At 71.2% G+C, this 22,209-nt stretch carries 15 protein-coding genes and 1 pseudogene; 7 read left to right on the forward strand and 9 right to left on the reverse strand.

Annotated elements, in window-relative coordinates; genetic code table 11:
• The first annotated feature begins 79 nt into the window (after positions 1-79).
• Positions 80-1,255, forward strand: a complete 1,176-nt coding sequence (locus MTDSW087_RS03185) for a transglycosylase SLT domain-containing protein (protein WP_144760091.1) — start codon at positions 80-82, stop codon at positions 1,253-1,255.
• A gap of 24 nt (positions 1,256-1,279) precedes the next feature.
• On the opposite strand, the pseudogene MTDSW087_RS03190 reads toward MTDSW087_RS03185, so the two are convergent.
• Positions 1,280-2,873 (reverse strand): annotated as a pseudogene (locus MTDSW087_RS03190) (DHA2 family efflux MFS transporter permease subunit).
• Positions 2,870-4,099, reverse strand: a complete 1,230-nt coding sequence (locus MTDSW087_RS03195; protein ID WP_144760094.1) for an HlyD family secretion protein — start codon at positions 4,097-4,099, stop codon at positions 2,870-2,872. The pseudogene MTDSW087_RS03190 and the gene MTDSW087_RS03195 overlap by 4 nt, the downstream one beginning before the upstream one ends.
• Before the next feature lie 194 nt (positions 4,100-4,293).
• Between MTDSW087_RS03195 and MTDSW087_RS03200 the strand changes: the two genes are divergently transcribed.
• Both MTDSW087_RS03200 and MTDSW087_RS03205 read left to right on the forward strand, forming a co-directional pair.
• On the forward strand, positions 4,294-4,935 hold the full coding sequence (locus tag MTDSW087_RS03200; RefSeq protein ID WP_144760097.1) for an HdeD family acid-resistance protein: 642 nt from the start codon (positions 4,294-4,296) through the stop codon (positions 4,933-4,935).
• Positions 4,936-5,032: 97 nt separating this feature from the next.
• Positions 5,033-7,513 (forward strand): PBP1A family penicillin-binding protein, encoded by a 2,481-nt coding sequence (locus tag MTDSW087_RS03205; RefSeq protein ID WP_144760100.1) that lies wholly within the window; start codon positions 5,033-5,035, stop codon positions 7,511-7,513.
• Between the two features lie 16 nt (positions 7,514-7,529).
• Here the strand turns inward: MTDSW087_RS03205 and MTDSW087_RS03210 are convergent, their stop codons facing one another.
• The gene (locus MTDSW087_RS03210) at positions 7,530-8,999 is read right to left on the reverse strand and encodes an AMP nucleosidase (protein ID WP_144760249.1); all 1,470 of its coding nucleotides are present in this window, start codon (positions 8,997-8,999) and stop codon (positions 7,530-7,532) included.
• 98 nt (positions 9,000-9,097) lie between these two features.
• Here MTDSW087_RS03210 and tsaA point away from each other — a divergent pair, with 98 nt between their 5' ends.
• Complete coding sequence (gene tsaA / locus MTDSW087_RS03215; RefSeq protein WP_144760103.1) at positions 9,098-9,607, forward strand: tRNA (N6-threonylcarbamoyladenosine(37)-N6)-methyltransferase TrmO; 510 nt, start codon at positions 9,098-9,100, stop codon at positions 9,605-9,607.
• On the opposite strand, the gene MTDSW087_RS03220 is transcribed toward tsaA, so the two are convergent.
• From MTDSW087_RS03220 to MTDSW087_RS03230, 3 genes are read right to left on the reverse strand one after another with little or no spacing between them, the layout of a single operon-like run.
• A complete protein-coding gene (locus MTDSW087_RS03220; RefSeq protein WP_144760107.1) occupies positions 9,608-12,715 on the reverse strand; it encodes an efflux RND transporter permease subunit in 3,108 nt (1,035 codons plus the stop codon).
• Positions 12,715-13,806, reverse strand: a complete 1,092-nt coding sequence (locus tag MTDSW087_RS03225; protein ID WP_144760110.1) for an efflux RND transporter periplasmic adaptor subunit — start codon at positions 13,804-13,806, stop codon at positions 12,715-12,717. The genes MTDSW087_RS03220 and MTDSW087_RS03225 overlap by 1 nt, the downstream gene beginning before the upstream one ends.
• The gene (locus tag MTDSW087_RS03230; RefSeq protein ID WP_144760113.1) at positions 13,803-14,957 is read right to left on the reverse strand and encodes an efflux RND transporter periplasmic adaptor subunit; all 1,155 of its coding nucleotides are present in this window, start codon (positions 14,955-14,957) and stop codon (positions 13,803-13,805) included. Before MTDSW087_RS03230 ends, MTDSW087_RS03225 begins: the two co-directional genes overlap by 4 nt.
• A 68-nt stretch (positions 14,958-15,025) precedes the next feature.
• Between MTDSW087_RS03230 and MTDSW087_RS03235 the strand changes: the two genes are divergently transcribed.
• Positions 15,026-15,589: a TetR/AcrR family transcriptional regulator gene (locus MTDSW087_RS03235; protein ID WP_144760116.1), complete on the forward strand. Its 564-nt coding sequence runs from the start codon at positions 15,026-15,028 to the stop codon at positions 15,587-15,589.
• 3 nt (positions 15,590-15,592) lie between these two features.
• Here the strand turns inward: MTDSW087_RS03235 and MTDSW087_RS03240 are convergent, their stop codons facing one another.
• The 3 genes from MTDSW087_RS03240 to MTDSW087_RS03250 form a co-directional block, all read right to left on the reverse strand.
• Positions 15,593-16,024, reverse strand: a complete 432-nt coding sequence (locus MTDSW087_RS03240) for a protein tyrosine phosphatase family protein (RefSeq protein ID WP_144760119.1) — start codon at positions 16,022-16,024, stop codon at positions 15,593-15,595.
• A gap of 115 nt (positions 16,025-16,139) precedes the next feature.
• Entirely contained in the window at positions 16,140-17,051 is a 912-nt protein-coding gene (ypfJ, locus tag MTDSW087_RS03245) for a KPN_02809 family neutral zinc metallopeptidase (protein ID WP_144760122.1), read from the reverse strand.
• 81 nt (positions 17,052-17,132) lie between these two features.
• Entirely contained in the window at positions 17,133-18,014 is an 882-nt protein-coding gene (locus tag MTDSW087_RS03250) for a uracil-DNA glycosylase (protein WP_373321963.1), read from the reverse strand.
• Positions 18,015-18,243: 229 nt separating this feature from the next.
• Here MTDSW087_RS03250 and MTDSW087_RS03255 point away from each other — a divergent pair, with 229 nt between their 5' ends.
• Both MTDSW087_RS03255 and MTDSW087_RS03260 read left to right on the forward strand, forming a co-directional pair.
• Positions 18,244-19,917 carry an electron transfer flavoprotein-ubiquinone oxidoreductase gene (locus MTDSW087_RS03255; protein ID WP_144760125.1) on the forward strand — a complete coding sequence of 558 codons (1,674 nt, stop codon included), beginning with the start codon at positions 18,244-18,246 and terminating at the stop codon, positions 19,915-19,917.
• Between the two features lie 138 nt (positions 19,918-20,055).
• On the forward strand, positions 20,056-21,915 hold the full coding sequence (locus tag MTDSW087_RS03260) for a tetratricopeptide repeat protein (RefSeq protein ID WP_144760128.1): 1,860 nt from the start codon (positions 20,056-20,058) through the stop codon (positions 21,913-21,915).
• Positions 21,916-22,209 lie beyond the last annotated feature (294 nt).

Raw genomic sequence — 22,209 nt, forward strand, 5'->3', positions numbered from 1 at the left:
TGGTCATGACCGGCGGCGATAGAGCGCGCCGCTGAACGAGAGCCCGGCCGAAGAACGCCGCGGCACAGAAGGACCAGACATGGGGGTTTTCCCGGAGCCGGCGCGTGGCGTCGACGACGTGAGCCGTCTCGTGCCTTGCGAGACCGATCGTGATGACAACAACGCCGTGGCGTGGCTGCCGCGGGCCGTGCGCAGGAACCCGCGCCGGAGCTTCGCCACCCGACGCAACGTCACCCTGGTCGCCGCGCTGCTGGCCGGCCTGAGCCTGCCGCAGACGGCCTTCGCGCCCGCGGCCTCGGCCCACGACCGCATCGATACCGGTGCGCGCGCCGCGCAGGCGCTGGCGGCCGAGACCGTCGGCACGCATGCCCCAGCCGAGGCCGCCGCCTCCGTCGAGGCCGCTGCCGAGACCTGGAGCGGCGTGCCCCTCGTCGAGCAGGAGCCCGCGACGACCGCGATCATCGCCGGCGACCTCGACACCCTGCCCCGCCCGGTGGTGGATGCGGGCGAGGACAAGGTGCGCTTCGGCCCGACCAGCGTGCCGCGCAAGGTGGTCGACACCATCCTGAAGGCTGCCGAGGAGACCGGGATGGACCCGGTCTACATGATGGCGCTCGCCGACAAGGAATCGAGCTTCGACACCGACGTGAAGGCGGCCACCTCCTCGGCGCAGGGCCTGTTCCAGTTCGTGGCCAATACCTGGCTGGAGATGATCCGCGACTACGGCGCCCGCTACGGCCTCGCCGAGGAGGCGGCATCCGTGAAGGGCACCGGCTCGGCCATCCGCGTGGCGGGCGATGGCATGCGCCAGCGCGTGCTGTCGCTGCGCAACGACCCCTACGTCGCGAGCCTGATGGCGGCGGAGCTGGCCAAGCGCGACCGCGGCCGGATCGAGGCGAAGATCGGCCGCGCGCTCACCAGCACCGAGCTCTACTTCGCCCATTTCCTCGGGACGGCGAGCGCCGGGCGCTTCCTCGTGCTCAGCAGCGACAATCCGGAGGTGAATGCCCAGAAGGCCTTCCGCCAAGCCGCGCGGGCGAACCGCAGCCTGTTCACCGCCAAGGGCCGGCGCGCCCTTACGGTGGCCGAGGTCTACGAGCGCATCGACGGCATGATCGACAAGCGCCTCTCCCGCTACCAGGGCGTCGCGGTCCTCACGCGGACGCCCGACCGCGCCGAGCCGGTCCAGGTCGTCGCACCCGCGGCCTCCGGCCGCATCCAGGTCAGCGACGCGCTGCCGCCCTCCGAGCTGTGAGCCCGACCCTGCCGGGCGCCTGCATCAATGCGCGGCGGGCGCCGCGCCGCCGAGCTTGACCGTCTTGAGGATCATGGCGAGCGGGATCAGGCAGGCGGTGAGCACGCCGAGCACCCAGAACACGTCGATATAGGCCCAGTAGGCCACCTGCGTGGCGAGCTGCTGCCCGATCCATGCGGTGGCCTGCCCCTGCGCGTCGGGCCCCGCGAAGCCGTGCTGCTGGAAGTAGCGCGTCGCCTGGGACAGGGTCTCCTGATAGGCGGGGCTCGCGGGGTTCACCGATTCCACGAGCCGGCTCTGGTGGAACTGGCTCCGATAGGCGAGCACGTTCTGCGCGAGCGAGACGCCCATCGAGCCGCCGACGTTGCGGGCCACGTTGATCAAGGCCGAGGCCTGGTCGGTCTGGTCCTTGCGCAGGCCCTCGTAGGAGGCCGTGGTCACCGACAGGAAGATCATCGACAGGCCGATGCCGATATAGATGCGCGACCACGCGAAGAACGAGAAGGTGGTCTCGCCGTTGATGCGCGTGAGGTCGTACATCCCGGCCGCGACGATGGCCGCGCCGGCCGCGATCAGCCATTTCGGCTGCACGGAGCCGGAGAGCTGGCCGATCACCAGCATCGAGACCACCGTCATGATGCCGCCCGGCCCGAGGACGAGGCCCGACAGGGTCGCGGTGTAGCCGTAGTATTCCTGGGTGATCTGCGGGATGAACTGCGTGGTCGCGATCAGCACCGCGCCGGTGAACAGCATCACGATGAAGCAGGAGCCGAACTGGCGGCTGTCGAGGAGCCGCAGGTCCACGACCGGGTTCTTCTTGCGCAGGAGCCAGGGGATCATCGCGACGAACGAGGCCACGGTCAGCACGCCGAACACGTTCATCAGGGTCGAGGTGCCGAACCAGTCCTTGCGCTGGCCCTCGTCGAGGACGACCTCGAGCGAGCCGAGGAAGGTCGCCACCAGCAGGAAGCCGACGAGGTCGAAGCGCACGCCCTGCCGGCGCAATTGCCGCCGCTCGCGCTTGGCCGCCTCGCTGTCCTCGATGAGCCAGGACATGAGCCCGAGCGAGATCAGGCCGACGGGGCCGTTGATCAGGAAGCACCAGTGCCAGGAGACGTTGTCGGAGAGCCAGCCGCCGAGCGTCGGGCCGATGACGGGAGCGACCACGATGGCGACGCCGTAGAGGGCGAAGGCCTGGCCGCGCTTCTGCGGCGGGAAGGAATCCGCCAGGATCGACTGCGCCAGCGGCGCCATGCCCCCGCCGCCGAGGCCCTGGAGCACGCGGAAGAACAGGAGCGATTCGAGGCTCCAGGCGAAGCCGCACAGGATCGAGGAGAGCGTGAACAGGGCCACGCTCCACATGAAGAACGCCTTCCGGCCGAAGCGCTTGGCCAGGAAGCTCGACGCGATCAGCGTGATCGCGTTGGCCACCAGATAGCTCGTCACCACCCACGCCGCCTCGTCCGGCCCGACGGCGAGGCCGCCGGAAATGTAGCGGAGCGCCACGTTCGCGATCGTGGTGTCGAGCACCTCCATGAAGGTGGCGAGCGCCACCACGAGAGCGATCGCCCCGGGGGTTGTGGCCCCCGGGCGCCTTCCCCTGGCCCCCCGCGCTCACCGCACGTGCGCCTTCGGAACCACCGACATGCCGGGGCCGATCGCGACATCCGCCGGCCAGCCGTCGACCATGATCTTCACCGGGATGCGCTGCGTCACCTTCACGTAGTTGCCGGTGGCGTTCTGCGCCGGCAGCAGGCTGAAGGCGGTGCCGGAGCCGGGCTGGATCGAGTCGATGCGGCCGGTGATCCTGCGGTCCGGATAGGCATCGATCGCGATCTCGACAGGCTGCCCTGGGCGCATGTCGGTGACCTGCGTCTCCTTGTAGTTCGCCGTCACCCAGATGTCGTCGGGCACGAAGTTCGACAGGCTCTGGCCGGCCTGGGCGAGCTCGCCGACGCCGCCGGTGAGGCGCACCACGCGGCCCCCTTGCGCCGCCGTCACGGTCGTGTAGCCGAGGTTGAGCTGCGCCTGGTCGCGCTGGGCCTTCGACTGGGAGAGCTGCGCCTCGGCGCTGGCGCGCTGGGCCTGGAGCGAGCCGATCTGCTTCCGCGCCGCCACGACGTTGGCGTTGGCGCTCGCGAGCGCGGCCTGCCGCTGCTGGAGCTGCGAGGTCGAGGATTGCGATTGCTGCACGGTGCCGGCGCCGCGCTCGGCGAGCGCCTTGTAGCGGGCGGCATCCTCCTCCGCGAACTTGAGCGCGGCCTGCGCCGTGTCGACCTGGGCCTGCGCGACCTCGACTTGCGCCCTCTGCGCCTCGATCTGCGCGTCGATGTTCTTGATCGCTGCCTCGGAGGCGGTGACCTGCGCCTCGGCCTGTTCGAGGGCGACCCGGTAGTCGCGCTGGTCGACCTGGAAGAGCACATCGCCCTTCTCGACATGCTGGTTGTCGGTCACCGGCACGGCGACGACGTAGCCGCCGACCTTCGGCGCGATCGTGAAGCTGCGCGCATCCACGAAGGCGTCGTCGGTGGTCTTGTAGGGATGGAGATAGATCTGCCAATAGAAGTAGCCGGCGATTCCGAGCGCCACCAGGGCGAGAGCGCCGAGGATGAACCACCAGGGATGGCGGCGGATCACGCTCGGGCGGTTCTCGTCCTCCGGGCCGTCGTCGGCCTCGGCGGAATCCTGCCCGTCGGGCGCGGACGCGTCGTCCGGCTCCGCCTTCCGGGCCTTGCTGCTGACCTTGGCTTCGAGGTCGAGGATGTCGCGCGCGGCCTCGTCCTCCGGCCCGGCATTCCGGGACGGGGCGTCGGCGGTCGCGCGCCGCCGCTGGTCGTCAAGCATCGGAATCTGTCGTTCGATACGCCGCGCCCGTATTTCAGGCTCGCGGCCGGGTGAACCCGCCTCGGGCTGGCAAGACGCGGGGCGGATTAAAGTTCCGGTGCACACGTTGGAGTGCGCCCGCGTGACGCGAGGCTTGAGCGCGCGCCGCGGCAGGATCATGCTCCCACCCGGGGGAATATCCGGAGTCCGCCGCCATGCACCCGAACCCTGATGGAACCACGAGTCCGTCCGGCGTGCCGCTCGCCGGCGCCGCCCGCCGCGACGCCATGTGCACGATGCTCGCCCGCAACTGGTGGCTGATGGCCCTGCGCGGCGTGGTGGCGATCCTGTTCGGCATCGCCGCCTTCGCCGCGCCCGGAGCCGTCGTGCTCTCGCTCGTGCTGTTCTTCTCGGCCTACATGCTGGTCGACGGCGTCGTCGGCATCGTCGCCTCCATGCGGGCGGCGCAGCGGCACGAACGCTGGGGCTTCCTGCTGATGGAGGGCATCCTCGACATCCTCGTCGGCGCGGCGGCCTTCCTGATGCCGGCGGCCGCGGTCTGGGCCTTCGTCTTCCTCGTCGCCTTCTGGGCCCTGGTGACCGGCGGCCTGATGATCGCCGCGGCGATCCACCTGCACGCCCATTACGGGCGCTGGTGGCTCGGGCTCGGCGGAGCGATCTCGGTGCTGTTCGGCATCGCGCTGCTGGTCAATCCGGGCATGTCCGCCCTGGTTCTGACGTGGTGGCTCGGCGGCTACGCCATCGCCTTCGGGGTGATGCTGGTGGTGCTCGGCTTCCAGCTCCGCGGCCGCCACGAGGCCGCGGGCCGGCCGATGCCGCTGCCCGGCGGCGCCTGAGGAACGCGGCGTAGCTTCGGCCGCGGGATCCGGTCTAGAACGGCGGCTCGCCCGCACCCGGCCGCCCGCCGCCGGGCGGCCCTCGATTGCGGATACGATGAGCCCTCCCGACCCGGAACGCGCCAAGCTCGACGGGCGCGGCCCCGACCCGGACACCCGGGCGGCGGCGCGCGAGGCGGCCTCGGCCGCGCGCCAGCTCGGGCGGCAGCTCGCCATCCTGCTGGCGGGCTCGGTGCGCTGGGCCGCCCGCAGCTCCGGACGTGCGGCGGCCGGCGGCGCCGAGCGCCTGGGCGGCCTGCGCCGGCGGCTCGCGCGGCCGGCCTCGTCCGCCCCTTCGCCCGACTCGGCCCCGGCCCGTTCCGCCGCGCCACCGCCCCGGCGGCCCGGGCGCTGGCGCAGGGCCGCCTTCGCCCTCGTCGCCCTGGTGGCGGTGCCGCTGCTCGCGCTCCTCGGCTATGTGCTCGCGGCCTTCCTCACCCTGCCGCCGCTCGGCTCCGTGACGACCGATCCGGGCAGCCGGGCGCTCACCGTCGAAGCCGATGATGGGCGCGTCTTCGCCACCCGCGGCGTGTTCCGCGGCCAGCCGCTCACCGCCGCCGACCTGCCGCCCCACCTCGCCCAGGCGATCGTCGCCATCGAGGACCGGCGCTTCTACAGCCATTGGGGCGTGGACCTGCGCGGCCTCGCGCGGGCGGCCTGGCGCAACGCGCTCGGCGGCGGCGTGCGCGAGGGCGGCTCCACCATCACGCAGCAATATGTCCGCCTGACCTCGCTCTCCCAGGAGAAGACGCTCCGCCGCAAGATCCAGGAGGCCTTCCTGGCCCTGCGGGCCGAGAGCGAGATGACGAAGAGCGACATCCTGCTCGGCTATCTCAACACCGCCTATTTCGGCGCCGGCGCCTACGGGGTCGACGCGGCGGCGCGGCGCTATTTCGGCAAGCCCGCCAAGCAGGTCAGCCTGCCCGAGGCGGCGATGCTGGCGGGGCTCGTGCGCGCGCCCTCGCAGCTCGCCCCCACCCGCAATTTCGGCGGCGCCAAGGAGCGCGCCGACGTGGTGCTCCAGGCCATGGTCGAGACCGGCGCCATCACGGCGAAGGAGGCCGATGCGGCGCGGACCAAGACCGTGACCCTGCGCACGCCCCCGGAGACGCCGCCCGGCGCCAACTACTTCCTCGACCTGGTGGCGGCCGACGCCAAGCGCCTCGCCGATACGGGCGGCGACGTCACCGTGCGCGCGACCCTCAACCTCGATCTGCAGAGCCTCGCCGAGGGCGTGATCGCCCGCCGCCTCGATGCGGAAGGGCAGAAGAAGAAGGCGAGCCAAGCCGCCCTCGTCGCCCTCTCGCCGCAAGGCGCGATCCTGGCGATGGTGGGCGGGCGCGACTACGAGGACAGCCAGTTCAACCGCGCCGTGCAGGCCAAGCGCCAGGCCGGCTCGCTGTTCAAGCTCTTCGTCTATCTCACCGCCTATTCGCAGGGCCTGAGCCCGGATTCCATGCTGGTCGACCGCCCGGTCCAGATCGGCGACTGGGAGCCGCAGAACTCCAACAACCGCTTCCGCGGCGCGCTGCCCCTGCGCACCGCCTTCGCGCTCTCGGTGAACACCATCGCGGCGCAGCTCGGCGACGAACTCGGCATCCCGGCGGTGATCGCGACCGCGCGCAAGCTCGGCATCACCTCAGACCTGCCGAACGTGCCGAGCCTCGCGCTCGGCTCGGCCGAGGTGACGCTCCTCGAGATGACCCGCGCCTATGCCGGCGTGCTCGCCAACCGCACGCCGCTGGAGACCTTCTCGATCCACGCGATCCGCGGCGCCCAGCCCCAGCCGCTCTACCTGCATCCCGACCCGGCCCAGACGGGCGGCCTGTCCGCCGACAGCCGCAGCATGATGCTCGATTCGCTCCAGGCCGTGGTCGATGGCGGCACTGGCAAGGCGGCGCGGGTGCCGGGCCTCGCGGTGGGCGGCAAGACCGGCACGACGCAGGATTACCGCGACGCCTGGTTCATCGGCATGACGCCGGACCTCGTGGTCGGGATCTGGGTGGGCAACGACGACAATTCCTCGATGAACCGGGTCGGCGGCGGCGACCTGCCGGCCGCGATGTTCCGCGACTTCGTGCAGCGCGCCTCCGCGCAGCTCGCCAAGGGCCGCAAGCGTCCCTCCGCCGCCCGTGCCGAGCCGGCCCCCGCGGTCCAGGCGGGGGCGCAGCCGACCGTGCAGCCCGGGATCCAGCCGCCCGCGCCGGTGCCGGTCGAGGCCTCGGCGGAGGCGCGCGGCGTGCCCGAGGTGATCGATACCGGCACCCTCTCCTTCCGTGGGCGCGTGGTCCGGCTCGCGGGCGTCGAGGGCGAGGGCGGCGCGCTCGCCCGCCAGCTCGCGCGCTACCTGCGCCGCCGCGAGGTGGTCTGCGCCACGGTCAGCGACGGCATGCGCTGCCGTATCGAGGGCGACGACCTCGCCGCGCTGATCCTCGCCGCCGGCGGCGCCCGGGCGAGCGAGAGCGCCCCGCCCGATCTCCTCGCCGCCGAGGAGCAGGCCCGCGCCGAGCGCGTCGGCCTGTGGGGGCGCGACCGCTGAACGGCTGGCGGCAACCTCAGCGGAACGGCGGCTCGTCGAAGCTGCGCAGCTTGCGCGAGTGCAGGCCGTGGCGGTCGGCGCGCAGGATGTCGAGGGCGGCGAGACCGATCCGGAGATGCTCGCCCACCGCCCGCTCGTAGAAGGCGTTGGCCGCGCCCGGCAGCTTGATCTCGCCGTGGAGCGGCTTGTCCGAGATGCAGAGCAGCGTGCCGTAGGGCACGCGCAGGCGGTAGCCCTGCGCGGCGATGGTGCCGCTTTCCATGTCGACGCCGATGGCGCGGCTGAGGTTGATCACCCGGCGCTCCTGGCTGAAGCGCAGCTCCCAGTTGCGGTCGTCGTAGGTGACGACGGTGCCCGTGCGCAGGCGCCGCTTCAGGGCCTCGGCCCGCTCCCCCGTCACCTGGGCCGCGGCCGCCTGGAGGGCGAGCTGCACCTCGGCGAGCGCCGGCACCGGCACGTCGGTGGGAACGAGTGCGTCGAGGATGCGGTCGCGGCGCAGATAGCCGTGGGCCAGCACGTAGTCGCCCATGCGCTGCGACTGGCGCAGGCCGCCGCAATGGCCGACCATCAGCCAGCAATGCGGGCGCAGCACCGCGAGATGGTCGGTGATCGTCTTCGCGTTCGAGGGGCCGACGCCGATATTGACCAGCGTCGTGCCCTGCATCGCGCCCTCCGCGTCGCGGGCGACGAGGTGGTAGGCCGGCATCTGGAACCGGTGCCAGGGCGAGGCCGCGATCAGCGCGTTGGGGTCGGCGCTCGCGGCCTCGTCCCGCCGCACGCGGATGTTGCCGGGCAGGATCATCTCCTCGAAGCCCTCCGCCCCCGAGGCGAGGCGCTCCAGCCCGTGGCGGATGAACTGGTCCACGTAGCGGTGGTAGTTCGTCAGCAGGATCCAGGGCTGGACATGGCTCCAGTCGCAGCCCGTGTAGTGGACGAGGCGGCGGAGCGAGTAGTCGACCCGCACGGCGTCGAAGAGGGCGAGCGGGCGCGGCGCGTCACCCCGCTGCTCCCACAGGCCGTCGGCCACCTCGTCGCCCACCTGGGAGAGCAGCGGCACGGGGAAGAAGGCGGCGAGGTCCGCCCCGTCCGGCGTGCGCCGGCTCGGGCCGATGCCGGCTTCCAGCACGTAGGGATACGGGATCTCCTGCGCGCTCACGCCCACTTCGAGCGCGGCGCCGTAATCCTCCACCAGCGGGCGGAGCTGGTGGATCAGGTATTCGCGGAAATGCGCGGGCTGCGTCACCGTGGTGGCGTAGGTGCCCGGCACCTGGAGCTTGCCGGTGGCGCGGCTGATCCGCGGCATCGGCCCGGTCGGGTGATAGGTGACGCGGATCTCGGGGTAGCGGAACTTCAGCCGCTCGGCCGCGTCCGGCGGCGGTCCGCCGTCGAGGTAGCGCGCCAGCGCCTCGCGCAGGGCCCGCGTCGCCTCCGCGTGCAGGGCGACCAGCCGGTCGACGGCGACCGGCACCTCCTCGACCGCCTCCATGGGGCGCAGTTCCTCGACCAAGCCGCTCTCCCGCTCGCATTCCGCCGGCCCATCCTATACCCGCGAGGACGGGGGCGGCACCGGGAAAGCGGGCGGCGATGAGCGGAGAAGCGGGCGGCGGGGACGGATTCGGGCTGCGGCCGGGCGAGCAGGCGGTGAGCCTGCCCGGGCGCTACGATGCCGGCCTCCACTTCATCGGGCGCCTGCGCACGCCCTGGACCGAGCGCGGCGACTGCCCGAAGAACGGGTTGCAGACGGAGGCGGTCTGCACCGTCGAGGTCGATCCGGCCTATGCGGCCGGCCTCGCCAACGTCTCGGGCGCGAGCCACCTGATCCTGCTCTACTGGATGGACCGGGCCCCGCGCGGCCTGCTGGTCCAGCAGCCGCGCCACGCGGACGGCACCCGCGGCACCTTCTCCTTACGCTCCCCCGCCCGGCCGAACCCGATCGCCCTCTCGGTGGTGGAGCTTCTCGGCATCGCGGGCGCGACGCTCCACGTGCGCGGCCTCGACTGCCTCGACGGCACGCCGCTCCTCGACATCAAGCCCTACTACGCCTCGACCGATTCGAGGCCAGGGGCCACGGTGCAGCGGAGCGGCGCCCCCTGATCACCCGGCCTTCGGCGGCCGGATCCGGTAGCAGCCGACATAGAGGGCCGGCAGGAAGAGCAGCGTGAGCAGGGTCGCCGCCAGGATGCCGCCGATCATCGCGTAGGCCATCGGGCCCCAGAACACCTCGCGGGCGATCGGGATCAGGCCGAGGCTCGCCGCCGCCGCGGTGAGCAGGATCGGGCGCATGCGGTGGCGCGTGGCCTCGACCACCGCGTCCCAGGGCGCAAGCCCTTCCGCCTCGCATTCCTCGATCTGGCTCACCAGGATCACGGCGTTGCGCACGATGATGCCGATCAGCGCCAGGATGCCGAGGATCGCCACGAAGCCCATCGGCTTGTCGAACAGGAGCAGCGCCGGCACCACGCCGATGAGCCCGAGCGGCGCAACCGAGAAGACCAGCAGGAGCTTGCCCACGCTCTGGAGCTGCACCATCAGGAAGAAGGCCATGGTGAGCAGCATCACCGGCACCACCGCGGCGATCGGGCCCTGGCCCTTGGCCGATTCCTCCACCTCGCCGCCGGTCTCCAGGGTGTAGCCCTCGGGCAGGGCCTTCATGAAGGCGTCCATGTCCGGCTGGAGCGCGGCCACCACGGTCGGCGGCTGCGTCGTGTCCATGATCGCGGCGCGCACCGTGATCGTCGCCACGCGGTTGCGGCGCCAGACGATCGGCTGCTCCAGGTCGTAGTCGAGCTTGGCGAAGGCCAGGAGCGGCACCACCGTGCCGTTGGACAGCCCCACCTGCAGGCTCTGCAGCGTGTCGAGGGAGGTGCGCTCGATGGCGCGCGCCCGGCCGACCACGTTCACGAGGTAGATCGAATCGCGCACCTGCGTGATCGCGGTGCCGCCGACGACGCCGTTGAGGATGCCGGCGATGTCCTGGCTGGTCACGCCGAGCTGGCGCGCCTTGTCCTGCTGGATCTCGACGCGCAGCACCTTGCCGGGCTCGTTCCAGTCGAGGGTCGGCACGGCGACGTGCGGGTTCTTCGCGATCACGTTGGCGAGGCCGAGCGCGTGCTCGCGCAGCGCCTGGATGTCCGGGCCGGAGAGCCGGTACTGGATCGGGCGGCCGACCGGGGGGCCGAGGGAGAGCGGGTTCACGAAGACGTCGGTGCCGACGAACTCCGTCTTGCCGATCTCCTCCAGCCGCGTGAACACCCGCTCGCGCGCCTCCAGCGACTTCGTCACCACGACGATCTGGCCGAAGAAGGCGTTGTCGAGCTGCTGGTCGAGGGGCAGGTAGAAGCGCACCGCGCCCTGGCCGACATAGGACGACCAGCGCTCGATATCGGGATCCCCCTTCAGCTTCTCCTCGAAGCGGTCCATCTGCGCCTTGGTCTCGGCGATGGTCGCGTTCTGCGGCAGCGTGAGGTCGACCAGGATCTCGGTGCGATCGGACGACGGGAAGAACTGCTGCTGGACGTGGCCCATGCCGACGATCGCCGCGCCCATCAGCGCGACGCAGACCACGACCGTGGTCCAGCGGAAGCGCATGGCGAGCCGCAGGACGGCGAGGAAGCCGCGGCCGAGCCGGCCCGGCTCGTGGGCATGCGCCTTCATCTTCGTGGGCAGCATCGCCACGCCGATCAGCGGCGCGAACAGCACAGCCACGATCCACGAGACGAGGAGCGAGGCCGCGATCACCACGAAGAGCGAGTAGGTGTACTCGCCCGCCGACGAGCCGTTGAAGCCGATGGGCAGGAAGCCCGCCACCGTCACCAGCGTGCCCGTCAGCATCGGGAAGGCGGTGGAGGTGTAGGCGTAGGTCGCCGCCTTCCTCAGCGTGTCGCCGAGTTCCAGTCGCGCGACCATCATCTCGACGGTGATCATCGCGTCGTCGACGAGGAGGCCCAACGCGATGATGAGGGCGCCGAGCGAGATGCGCTGCAGCGTCACGTCCATGATCTGCATGACCACGAAGACGATGGCGAGCACGAGGGGGATCGACAGGCTGACCACGAGGCCGGCCCGGACGCCGAGGCTGATGAAGCTGACCGCGAGCACGATCACCACCGCCTCGACCAGCGCCTTGGTGAAGCCGCCGACCGCCTCCTCGACGATCTTCGGCTGGTCCGAGACCAGATGGATGCCGACGCCGATCGGGAGCTTCTCCTCGATCAGCCGCATGCGCGTCTTCAGGTCCTCGCCGAAATGCAGGAGGTTGGCGCCCGGCCGCATGGCGATGGCGAGGCCGATCGCCGGCTTGCCGTCGACCCGGAACATGGCGGCCGGGGGATCCTCGTAGCCGCGCGAGATCTCCGCCACGTCCGACAGGCGGAAGAAGCGGTCGTTGACGCGCAGGTTGATGTCGAGGAGCGATTCCTCGGAGGCGAACTGCCCGCTCACCCGCACCGAGACGCGCTCCGGCCCGGCCTGGACGACGCCCGAGGCCGTCACCGCGTTCTGGGTCTGGAGGGTCTTGATGAGCTGGTTGAAGTCGATGCCGTAGCCCGCGAGCTTGCGGGTGGCGAAGTCGAGGTAGATCACCTCCTTCTGGGTGCCGAGCAGCAAGGTCTTGCCGATGTTCGGCACCTTCAGGATCTCGGTGCGCACGCCCTCGACGTAGTCGCGCAATTGCCGGTGGGTCAGGCCGTCCGCCGTGAAGGCGTAGACGTTGCCGTAGACGTCGCCGAACTCGTCGTTGAAGAACGGGCCCTGCACCCCTTGCGGGAACCGGCTCTGGATGTCGCCGAGGCGCTTCCTCACCTGGTAGAAGGCGGGCTGGATCTCCTCCTTCTTCGTGGTGTCGCGGAACTGTACGAACACCGTCGCCTGGCCGGGCGTGGTGTAGCTCCTCACGTAGTCGAGGGCATTGATCTGCTGCACCTCCTTCTCGATCCGGTCGGTCACCTGCTCGAGGGTGTCGCCGATCGTGGCGCCGGGCCAGACGGCCTGCACGACCATGGTCTTGATCGCGAAGGGCGGGTCCTCCTCGCGGCCGAGCTTGGTGTAGGCGAGCGCGCCCGCGAGCAGGCTGATCCCCATCAGGAACCAGACGAAGGAGCGGTGCGCGAGCGCCCATTCGGACAGGTTGAAGCCGGTCTCGTGCCGGTCCTTCTCGGGCTGGCCTTGCGTCTCGCGGCCGGTCGTGTCGGTGGGAGCGTGCATCACAGCGCCTCGTCGGACAGCCGGACCGTCTGGCCCTCGCTCAGGGAATGCGCGCCGGCCACGACCACGCGCTCTCCGGGATTCAGCCCCGCCTTCAGGGCGACGCGCTCGGCCTTGCGCTCGGCCACCGTCACGGCGCGCCGCGTCACGTGCGCGCCGTCGCCGTCCACCACCCAGACGGAATCCTTCCCCGCCTCGCTGAGGAGCGCGGTCGCCGGCAGGTAGATGCGCGGCTCCACCGGGCGCGTCAGGACCACCGTGATGGTGGTGCCGAGGCGGAAGGCGGTGGGCGGATCCTGCAGGGCCATGCGGATGCGCCGGGTGCGGGTGCTGGCATCGGCGAAGGGCGCGACCTCGCGCACGGTGCCGATCGCGGTCACGTCCGGCGCGCTCTGGAGGGCGACGGTGAAGCGCCCGTCCTTCGGCATGGCGCCGACGAGCTCCTCGGGGATGTCGACCACCGCCTCGCGCACCTCGGGCCGGGCCACCGTCACCACGGTCTGGCCGGCCGAGAGGTCCTGGCCGACTTCGGCGCGACGCTCGGTGACGACGCCGTCGAAATCCGCCTTCAGCTCGGTATAGCCGATCTGGTCGCGGGCCTTCTTCAAGCTCGCCTGCGCCTGGGCGAGGCGGGCCTGGGCGGTGTCGCGGTTGGCCACCGCCGCGTCGAGCTGGGCCTGGGTGACGTTGCCGCCCTCCATCAGGCGGCGGGTGCGCGCCTCGGTGGCGACCGCGTTCTCGGTCTGGGCGCGGGCATCGGACACATCCGCCTCGGCGCGGGTCAGCGCGTAGCGCGGCACTATCGGGTCGAGGGCGGCGAGGCGCTGGCCGCGCTTCACGAGGTCGCCGACCGTGACGTCGCGGGCGACCACCCGGCCGCCGATCTGGAAGCCGAGCTGCGACTGGTAGCGCGGCTCCACGGTGCCCGCGAAGGGCCCGAAGCGCACCGTGTCGACGGATTTCGCCACCGTGTAGAGCACGGGGCGGATGGGGGGCGCCTCGGCCTTGTCGCCCGTCTCATCCTTGCAGGCGGAGAGCGCGGCGAGAAGCGCGGCGGCGAGCGCCGTCCGCTGCGGGTTGGGGAGCCTCATCGCACGGTCTCCGCGACGGTGACGGTCTGGCCGGGGCGCAGGAACTGGATGCCGGCCACCACGACCTCCTCGCCGGCCGTGACGCCGGAGGCGAGCGCGATCGAATCCGGCCCGTAGCGCTCGATGGCGACGGCGCGCGGGCTGACCGTCCCGCCCTTCGGCTCGCGGATCCAGACCGCGGGATGGCCGCGCCAGCGGTAGAGCGCCGACCACGGCAGGACCACGGCCTTGCGCGGCTTCCAGCGCCCGCGCCCGATCACCACGCTTCCCAGAGACATGGCCGGCGGCGTCTGCGCGATGCCGACCTTCACCCGCACCGTGCCCGAGGCCGGATCGACGCTCGGCGCGATCTCGCGCACCGTGCCGGTCGTGGTCACGGACGGGTCGGCCTGAAGCGTCACCTCGACCCGGTTGGAGGCCGGCGGGGCGGCGAGCAGCGCCTCGTAGACGTTGAAGACCGCGTCGCGCGGCCCGTCCTGCGCCACGGCTAGCACCGATTGCCCGGCCTGGACCACCTGGCCCGTCTCGAGCGAGCGGCTCAGCACGATGCCGGTCACGCCGGCCTTCAGGTCGGTATAGGAGAACTGCTCCTGCGCGGTGCCCAGCGAGGCCTTGGCCGAATCGACCGCGGCCTGGGCGCCGCGCAGCTCCTGCTCGGCGTTGTCGAAGGCCGGCCGCGTCGTGTAGCCGCTCTGCATCAGTGATTGCTGGCGCTGGAAGCTGAGCTTTCCTTGCGTCAGCCGCGCCTCGGCCGAGGTCAGGGCGGCCTCGGCATTGGCGAGGTTCGCACGCTGCTCCTGCGGATCGAGCCGGGCGAGCACCTGATCGGCGGTGACGTGGTCGCCGACCTCGACGAGACGCTCGGCGATCTTGCCGTTGGTGCGGAACGAGACGTTCGTCTGCGCCTGGGCCTGGATGTCGCCGGTGATCACCGCCTCGGACGCCACGGAGCTTTCCGCGGCGATCGCGGTCCGCACCAGCGTCTGCGCCTTCAGCGGCACCTCGTCGGCCAGGGCCCCACGGGGCACCAGCAGGGCCGCGCCGGGCGCGAATGCGCCGAGCGCACAGAGATGCAGGAGGGCCGCGGATGATATGGTTACGGCCCGGGAAGCTGTCGTCACCGCCGATTCTCCCTTTCGCGCCGCAGCCATATCCGCTAGATTACCGACCGTCCAGACGGTTTTTAATTGAATGTGGTCGACCACGTGAGACCGAAGCCATGAGCAGCGCGCGCAGCCGGCGCCCCGACCGGGCCGACATCATCCTCGACGCGGCCGAGGCGCTGCTGCGCCGCTCCGAGCACCGCAGCCTGACCATCGACGCGGTGGCGGCGGAGGCCGGGCTGAGCAAGGGCGGCGTGCTCCACCACTACGCCTCGAAGGACGCGCTGATCTGCGCGCTCGCGGCCCGCAAGGTCGAGCGGATGCGCACCGGCATCGCCGAGCAGGTCGTGGCGCAGGGCGATGCGCCGGCCGCCATCCCGCTCGCCGCGGTGGCGCTGGCGCGCGAGCTCTACGCCGAGGAATGCGGCTTCCCGGACGCGCTGCTCCTGGCGGCGGTGGAGAATCCGGAGGCGCTCGCCGGCTTCCGCGCCTTCATGGACGAGCGTTTCGCGCAGCTGGCCTCGGTGGAGGGCCGCCCGGGTGCCGGCGGCGTGCTGGTCTGCGCGGTGCTCGGCCTGATGCTCGGGCGCTCGCTCGGCTTCCACCAGATCGAGGGCGCGGAACTGGAGCGCCTGTTCGGCGCCCTGGAGGTGCAGGCGCGGGAGCTGTCCCCGGCCTGAGCGTCAGCCTTCCGGATGCGCGTCGAGCCAGCGCAGGGCGCCCGCGAGGTCGATGCCGCGCTCCGCGCCGAAGGCGAGGACCTCCTCGCGCTGCAGCCGGCCCGAGCGGACAGCCGCGATCGCCCAGAGGGTGAGCGAGCGCGTGCCGCTGCGGCAATGGGCGACGACAGGGCCGGGCGCCGCCGCGACCGCTTCCGCGAAGCGCCGGACCGCCTCTTCGGTGATGGTCGGCCCGGTCACCGGAAGGTCGAGATAGGCGAGGCCGGCGGCCTCCGCCGCCTTGCGCTCCGCGCTTGAGCCGAGCTGGCCGGGCTCCTCGTCGTCGGGGCGGTTGTTGATGAGGAGCGCCACGCCCTCCACCCCGAGCGCTGCGATCTCGGCCTCGCTCGGCTGCGCGGCGACGGAGAGCTTTGCGTCGACGGGGATGCGCTTCATGGGGCTCAGCCTTCGGTCCGGATCCCACCTCACGTGGAACACATTCGGAGCACGGACGAAGCGGCCGTGCGCTGTGTCCCCCCTTCCCCTCTGCAGGGAAGGGTCATGCGGCGGCTCAGTTGTTGGCGGTCTTGAACGTGTCGCAGGCGCGGGTCTGGCCGCTCTTGTAGCCGTTCATGAACCAGCGCATCCGCTGCTCGGACGAGCCGTGCGTGAAGGAATCGGGCACGGCGTAGCCGCGCGAGGCCTCCTGGAGCTTGTCGTCGCCGATGGCGTTGGCGGCCTTCAGCGCCTCCTCGATGTCGCTCTGGTCGAGGGCGTTCCACTTGTCGTTCGAGTTCTTGGCCCAGACGCCGGCAAGGCAGTCGGCCATCAGCTCGACGCGCACCGACAGGGCGTTCGCCTCGCGCTTGCTCGAGGCCTGCTGCTGGCGCGCCTGGACCTTGGGCAGGATGCCGAGCACGTCCTGCACGTGGTGGCCGACCTCGTGGGCGATGACGTAGGCGTAGGCGAAATCGCCCTTTACGCCGAACTTCGTGGCCATCTCCTTGAAGAAGCTCGTGTCGAGATAGACCTTCTTGTCGAGCGGGCAGTAGAACGGGCCCATCGCGGCCTGGGCCGAGCCGCAGCCGCTGCGGGTGCCGCCGGTATAGAGCACCATCGTCGTCGGCGTGTACTGCTTGCCGGTCTGGTTCGGCAGGATCTGGCTCCACACGTCCTCGGTGTTACCGAGGATCTTGGCGGCGAAGCGTCCGGAATCGTCGGTGGGCTGCTGCCGGCGGCGCTGCTGCGTCTGCGGGTCGACGCGCTCCTCGCGGCTCTGCCCACCGCCACGGGTCATCTGCTCGGCGCCGCCGATCAGGATCGCCGGGTTGATGCCCGTCACCCAGCCGATGATGAGCAGCACCACGATGGTGCCGATGCCCAGCCCCCCGGCGCCGCCGCCGGGAAAGCCGATGCCGCCGCCGCCGCCTTCGCCGCGGCGATCCTCGATGTTGTCCGAAGACCGGAAATCGTCCCAGCGCATCTGCCAGCCGCCCTGCCCGGCCGCCCACCCTGGGCGGTCACTAGTAATGGCCGGGCAAAAGCCCCGGTTCCGCCGGAACGGTCAAGCCTTTCCGTCGAGGGCCGCCCGCAGGAGCCGGAAGTCGCGCCAGGCGAGCCGCTTCTGCACCGGCTGGCGCAGGAGATAGGCGGGGTGGAGGGTGGCGAGCGCCCGCACCTCGCGGCTCGGCAGACGGTAGGGGAAGAAGCGCCCGCGCGCCTTCAGGATGCCGTCCTTCGTCCCCGTCAGCGTCTGCGTCGAGGGGCTGCCGAGGCAGACGATGAGGTCCGGATCGACCAGCTCGATCTGCCGCTCGATGAAGGGCTTGCAGACCGAGACCTCCTGCGGCGTCGGGTTGCGGTTCCCCGGCGGGCGCCAGGGCACGATGTTGGCGACGTACGCCGTCTCGCGTTCGAGGCCGACCGCCTTCATCATCCGGTCGAGGAGCTGGCCCGAGCGGCCCATGAAGGGCTTGCCGATACGGTCCTCGTCGGCGCCGGGCGCCTCGCCCACGAACATCACCCGCGCCGCCGGGTTGCCGTCGGCGAAGACGAGGTTCTTGGCGGTGAAGCGCAAGGGGCAGGATTCGAAATCCTTCAGGATGGCTTCGAGCTCGTCGAGGCTCTGGGCCGCCCGCGCCCGGGCGCGGGCGTCGGTGGCCGCCTCGTCGGGCTTGGCCGAGGCCGCCTGGCCGAAGGTGCGCGCCGGAGCGGGTGCCCGGGCGGGCGGCGCCTCGCCGCGGGGCGGCAGGGACGGCCGGGGCGAAGACGCCTCTGCGCGGCGCGGGGCGGGTCGTTGCGCGGAATGGGGCTCTGGTGCGTCGGCCTCGCCGAAGCGGTCATGCGGGCGCTCGTCCAGGACGGCGTCGACGCCGGCCTCGCTGTGGAAGTCGAGATAGGCGATGAGGTCGCGCTGCGCTTCGGTGGGCGGTGCCATCGTCGTCATGTGGGGCGTCGCAAGCCTGTGGACAACGCGCGCCGCCGGGGCCCCGGCAGCGGCGCGATGGCGCGCCTCACCTGCCAGGCAAGCCTTGCCATCCTACCTTGGAATGGGTTGAGGAATTGCTTGAAAGCAAGCCTGACAATACCGAGACAGGCCGAGAAGGGTTCACGAGCCCGGCGCGGACGAACGATCAGGCCGAAGACAGGGCCGACACGAGAGGCAGGAGACGAGGATGGCGCTTCCCGAACGCGAGGGGATGGATTTCGACGTGGTGATCGTCGGCGCGGGGCCGGCGGGCCTCGCCGCGGCGATCCGCCTGAAGCAGCGCGCGGCGGAGGCCGGCGATGAGATCAGCGTCGTCGTCGTCGAGAAGGGCTCCGAGGTCGGGGCGCACATCCTCTCGGGCGCGGTGATCGACCCGTCCGGCCTCGACCTGCTGGTGCCGGACTGGCGCGACGATCCCGAGCGCCCGCTCAAGACCGCGGTCGAGCGCGACGAGTTCATGTTCCTCACCAAGAACAGCGGCATCACCCTGCCGAACCTGTTCTTCCCCAAGCTGATGTCGAACCACGGCAACTTCGTCGGCTCGCTCTCGAACGTGACGAAGTATCTTGGCGTCAAGGCCGAGGCGCTCGGCGTCGAGATCTATCCGGGCTTCCCGGCCGCGGAAGTGCTCTACGACGCGCACGGCGTGGTGGTCGGCATCGCCACCGGCGATCTCGGCATCGGCCGCTCCGGCGAGCCGCGCGACGACTTCACCCGCGGCATGGAGCTGCGCGGCAAGTACACGATCTTCGGCGAGGGCGCGCGCGGCTCGCTCACCAAGACGCTGATCGACCGCTTCCAGCTCAACGCCCGCAGCGACCACCAGAAATACGGCCTCGGCGTCAAGGAGCTGTGGCAGCTCGCGCCCGGCAAGTTCCAGCCCGGCCTCGTGCAGCACACCATGGGCTGGCCGCTGCCGAACAAGGCCGGCGGCGGCTCCTGGCTCTACCATTTCGACGACCACCTGCTCTCGGTCGGCTTCGTCACGCACCTGAACTACGAGAACCCGACCCTGTCGCCGTTCGAGGAGTTCCAGCGCTTCAAGACCCACCCGATGATCGCCGAGACCTTCGAGGGGGCCAAGCGCATCGGCTACGGCGCGCGCGCCATCATGGAGGGCGGCTGGCAATCGGTCCCGAAGCTCGTCTTCCCCGGCGGCTGCCTGGTGGGCGATTCAGCGGGCTTCGTGAACGTCCCGCGCATCAAGGGCTCGCACAACGCGGTGCTGTCGGGCATCCAGGCGGCCGACGCGATCGGCGAGGCCCTGAGGGCCGGCCGTCAGGGCGACGAGCTGACCGCCTACGAGCAGGGTTGGCGCGACAGCCCGATCGGGCAGGACCTGAAGCGCGTGCGCAACGTCAAGCCGCTCTGGTCGAAATACGGCACCCTGGTCGGCGTGGGGCTCGGCGGGCTCGACATGTGGTCGAACACCATCCTCGAAGCCTCGCCCTTCGGCACGCTCCGGCACGGCAAGCCGGACCATGCCTGCCTGAAGCCGCTCTCGGAGGTGACGCCGATCGTCTACCCGAAGCCCGACGGCAAGCTGACCTTCGACCGGCTCTCCTCGGTCTACCTCTCGAACACCAACCACGAGGAGGACCAGCCGCCCCACCTGAACGTGAAGGATGCGGGCCTGCAGAAATCCTCCGAGCACGACGTGTTCGGCGGTCCGTCCGCGCGCTACTGCCCGGCGGGCGTCTACGAATGGGTGGAGGACGCGGCGGCCAGCGGCGGCGTGCGCTACCAGATCAACGCGCAGAACTGCGTCCACTGCAAGACCTGCGACATCAAGGACCCGAACCAGAACATCAACTGGGTCACCCCGGAGGGTCCGGGCGGCCCGAACTATCCGAACATGTGAGTGTGGCCGGCGCGGCGGGCGCTCCCCGCCGCGCCATCCTTTCGCCTTGCGGGCATGGCGGGTAGGGTCCAGAGTCCCGCCCGTTCAGCGCCGCGGCCTTCCTGGGCTGCGGTGCGCGAGGAGCCGCGAGTTTTCCGGATGTTCGATCGACGCGCCCGCCGCACAGTCTCGGTGATCGCCCTCGTGCTCGCGGCCGGCCTCAGTCCCGCCCTTGCCGCGCAGCCGCGGGAATCCGCCCCGATCACGGAGTACGAGCCGGCGGATTCGCTGGAGGGCAACTTCCTCGCCGCCTACATCGCCGGGGCCGCCCGCGACACCGCCGCCGCCGCCACCTTCTATCGCGAGGCCGTGAAGGCCGACCCGCGCAACGCCGAGCTTCTGGAGCGCGCCTTCATCTCGCTGCTCGCCGACGGCGCGCTGCCGGACGCCTTCCGCTCGGCCGAGCGCCTCACCGCCCGCGACGGCGCCAACGGGCTCGCCAACCTCTCGCTCGGCGTGCGCCAGATCAAGGCCGGCCAATGGTCGGCCGCCCGCCAGAACTTCACCAAGAGCGGGCGCGGCGCCGCCGCCGACCTCACCGCGACGCTGCTCACCGCCTGGGCCTATGCCGGCCAGGGCGACGGCAAGAAGGCGCTGGAGACGGTCGGCCGCCTCAAGGGCGAGCGCTACTACAACACCTTCCGCGACTACCATGCCGGCCTGATCGCCTCGGTGGTCGGCGATCAGGCGGAGGCCGAGCGCCGCCTCAAGGGTGCCTACGAGGCCGACCGCAACACCCTGCGCGTGGTCGATGCCTATGCCCGCCAGCAGGCGGCGGCCGGCCGCACCGACGTGGCGATCCAGGTCTACACGGACTTCGACAACCTGATGCCGCGCCACCCGATCGTGCGCGACGCCCTCGACAAGCTGAAGGCCGGCAAGCCGCTCGGCCGTCTGGTCGGCTCGGCGCAGGAGGGCGCGGCCGAGGTGCTCTACGGCCTCGGCTCGGCCGGCTCGACGCAGGGCGACGAGCTGCCGGCGGTGATCTACCTGCGCCTCGCCCTCTACCTCGCCCCCGAGCACGCGCTGGCCCGGCTCACCCTCGCCGACATCCTCGACCGGATGAAGCAGCCCGAGCGCGCCAACGAGGCCTACGCCCAGATCCCGGCCGCCTCCCCGCTCAAGCTCAACGCCGACATCCAGGTCGGCCTGAACCTCGAGCAGATGGGCAAGGGCGACGAGGCGCTGGCCCATCTCGACGCCGCCATGAAGGCGCATCCCGACGACATCGACGTCATCACCGCGCTCGGCAACGTGCAGCGCTCGCGCAAGAAGTACGCCGAGGCCGCCGAGACCTACACCAAGGCGATCGGTCTCATCGGCGACCGCCCGGTGCAGAACTACTGGACGACCTTCTACTTCCGCGGCACCGCCTACGAGCGCGCCAAGCAATGGCCGAAGGCCGAGGCCGACCTGAAGCGGGCCCTGGAGCTCGTGCCGGCGAGCCAGCCCGCGGCCCGCGCCCAGGTGCTGAACTATCTCGGCTATTCCTGGGTCGACCAGAAGCTCAACATCGACGACGCGTTCAAGCTGCTGAAGCAGGCCGCGGATCTGAGCCCGCGCGACGGCATGATCATCGACAGCCTGGGCTGGGCCTATTACCGCCTCGGCCGCTGGGACGATGCCGTGCGCGAACTGGAGAAGGCAGTCGAGCTGAAGCCGGGCGATCCGACCATCAACGACCATCTCGGCGACGCCTACTGGCGCGCCGGCCGGCGCCTCGAAGGCAAGTTCCAGTGGCAGCATGCCAAGGACCTCAACCCCGAGCCGGATGACCTCGAGCAGATCAACGAGAAGCTGAAGAACGGCCTGCCCGAGATCGAGAAGCCGACCGCCACCGCGGAGAACCCGCCGGCGCCGGTGGCCGCGCCGCACAACCCGCAGAACCCGGAACTGCCGAAGGGCGCGCCGCAGCCGAACGAGCCGCCCGGCGCCGCCGACAAGAAGACCGGGGGCTGAGGGCAGTCTTCGTTCGAACGATCTGGTGCCTGAGGATCCCCTCTTCCCGCTTGCGGGGAGAGGGCTCAGCCGACCCTGTCGTCGGCTGAGCGAGGCGGTAGCCGGGGATGAGGGGGCGGCTCCGTGGAGACCCTTCCTGAGCTGCCCCCTCACCGCCGCTCCGGCCTGCGCCTCCACTTCCTGCCGGCACGACAAGGTGCAGGCAGGCCTCTCCCCGCAAGCGGGGAGAGGGGGGCGAGCCGGGAGACGGGGCGAGAAATCGTCGCCCGCCCTCCGAAACGCGCTCTGCCTTGC

The organism is Methylobacterium dankookense, assembly GCF_902141855.1.
GTDB classification, from domain to species: Bacteria; Pseudomonadota; Alphaproteobacteria; order Rhizobiales; family Beijerinckiaceae; genus Methylobacterium; species Methylobacterium dankookense.

Bases quoted from the DNA above. Each gene is read 5' to 3' on its own strand.
- MTDSW087_RS03185 (WP_144760091.1), top strand. From the start codon at position 80: ATGGGGGTTTTCCCGGAGCCGGCGCGTGGCGTCGACGACGTGAGCCGT.
- MTDSW087_RS03195 (WP_144760094.1), bottom strand. From the start codon at position 4,099: ATGCTTGACGACCAGCGGCGGCGCGCGACCGCCGACGCCCCGTCCCGG.
- MTDSW087_RS03200 (WP_144760097.1), top strand. From the start codon at position 4,294: ATGCACCCGAACCCTGATGGAACCACGAGTCCGTCCGGCGTGCCGCTC.
- MTDSW087_RS03205 (WP_144760100.1), top strand. From the start codon at position 5,033: ATGAGCCCTCCCGACCCGGAACGCGCCAAGCTCGACGGGCGCGGCCCC.
- MTDSW087_RS03210 (WP_144760249.1), bottom strand. From the start codon at position 8,999: ATGGAGGCGGTCGAGGAGGTGCCGGTCGCCGTCGACCGGCTGGTCGCC.
- tsaA (WP_144760103.1), top strand. From the start codon at position 9,098: ATGAGCGGAGAAGCGGGCGGCGGGGACGGATTCGGGCTGCGGCCGGGC.
- MTDSW087_RS03220 (WP_144760107.1), bottom strand. From the start codon at position 12,715: ATGCACGCTCCCACCGACACGACCGGCCGCGAGACGCAAGGCCAGCCC.
- MTDSW087_RS03225 (WP_144760110.1), bottom strand. From the start codon at position 13,806: ATGAGGCTCCCCAACCCGCAGCGGACGGCGCTCGCCGCCGCGCTTCTC.
- MTDSW087_RS03230 (WP_144760113.1), bottom strand. From the start codon at position 14,957: ATGGCTGCGGCGCGAAAGGGAGAATCGGCGGTGACGACAGCTTCCCGG.
- MTDSW087_RS03235 (WP_144760116.1), top strand. From the start codon at position 15,026: ATGAGCAGCGCGCGCAGCCGGCGCCCCGACCGGGCCGACATCATCCTC.
- MTDSW087_RS03240 (WP_144760119.1), bottom strand. From the start codon at position 16,024: ATGAAGCGCATCCCCGTCGACGCAAAGCTCTCCGTCGCCGCGCAGCCG.
- ypfJ (WP_144760122.1), bottom strand. From the start codon at position 17,051: ATGCGCTGGGACGATTTCCGGTCTTCGGACAACATCGAGGATCGCCGC.
- MTDSW087_RS03250 (WP_373321963.1), bottom strand. From the start codon at position 18,014: ATGACGACGATGGCACCGCCCACCGAAGCGCAGCGCGACCTCATCGCC.
- MTDSW087_RS03255 (WP_144760125.1), top strand. From the start codon at position 18,244: ATGGCGCTTCCCGAACGCGAGGGGATGGATTTCGACGTGGTGATCGTC.
- MTDSW087_RS03260 (WP_144760128.1), top strand. From the start codon at position 20,056: ATGTTCGATCGACGCGCCCGCCGCACAGTCTCGGTGATCGCCCTCGTG.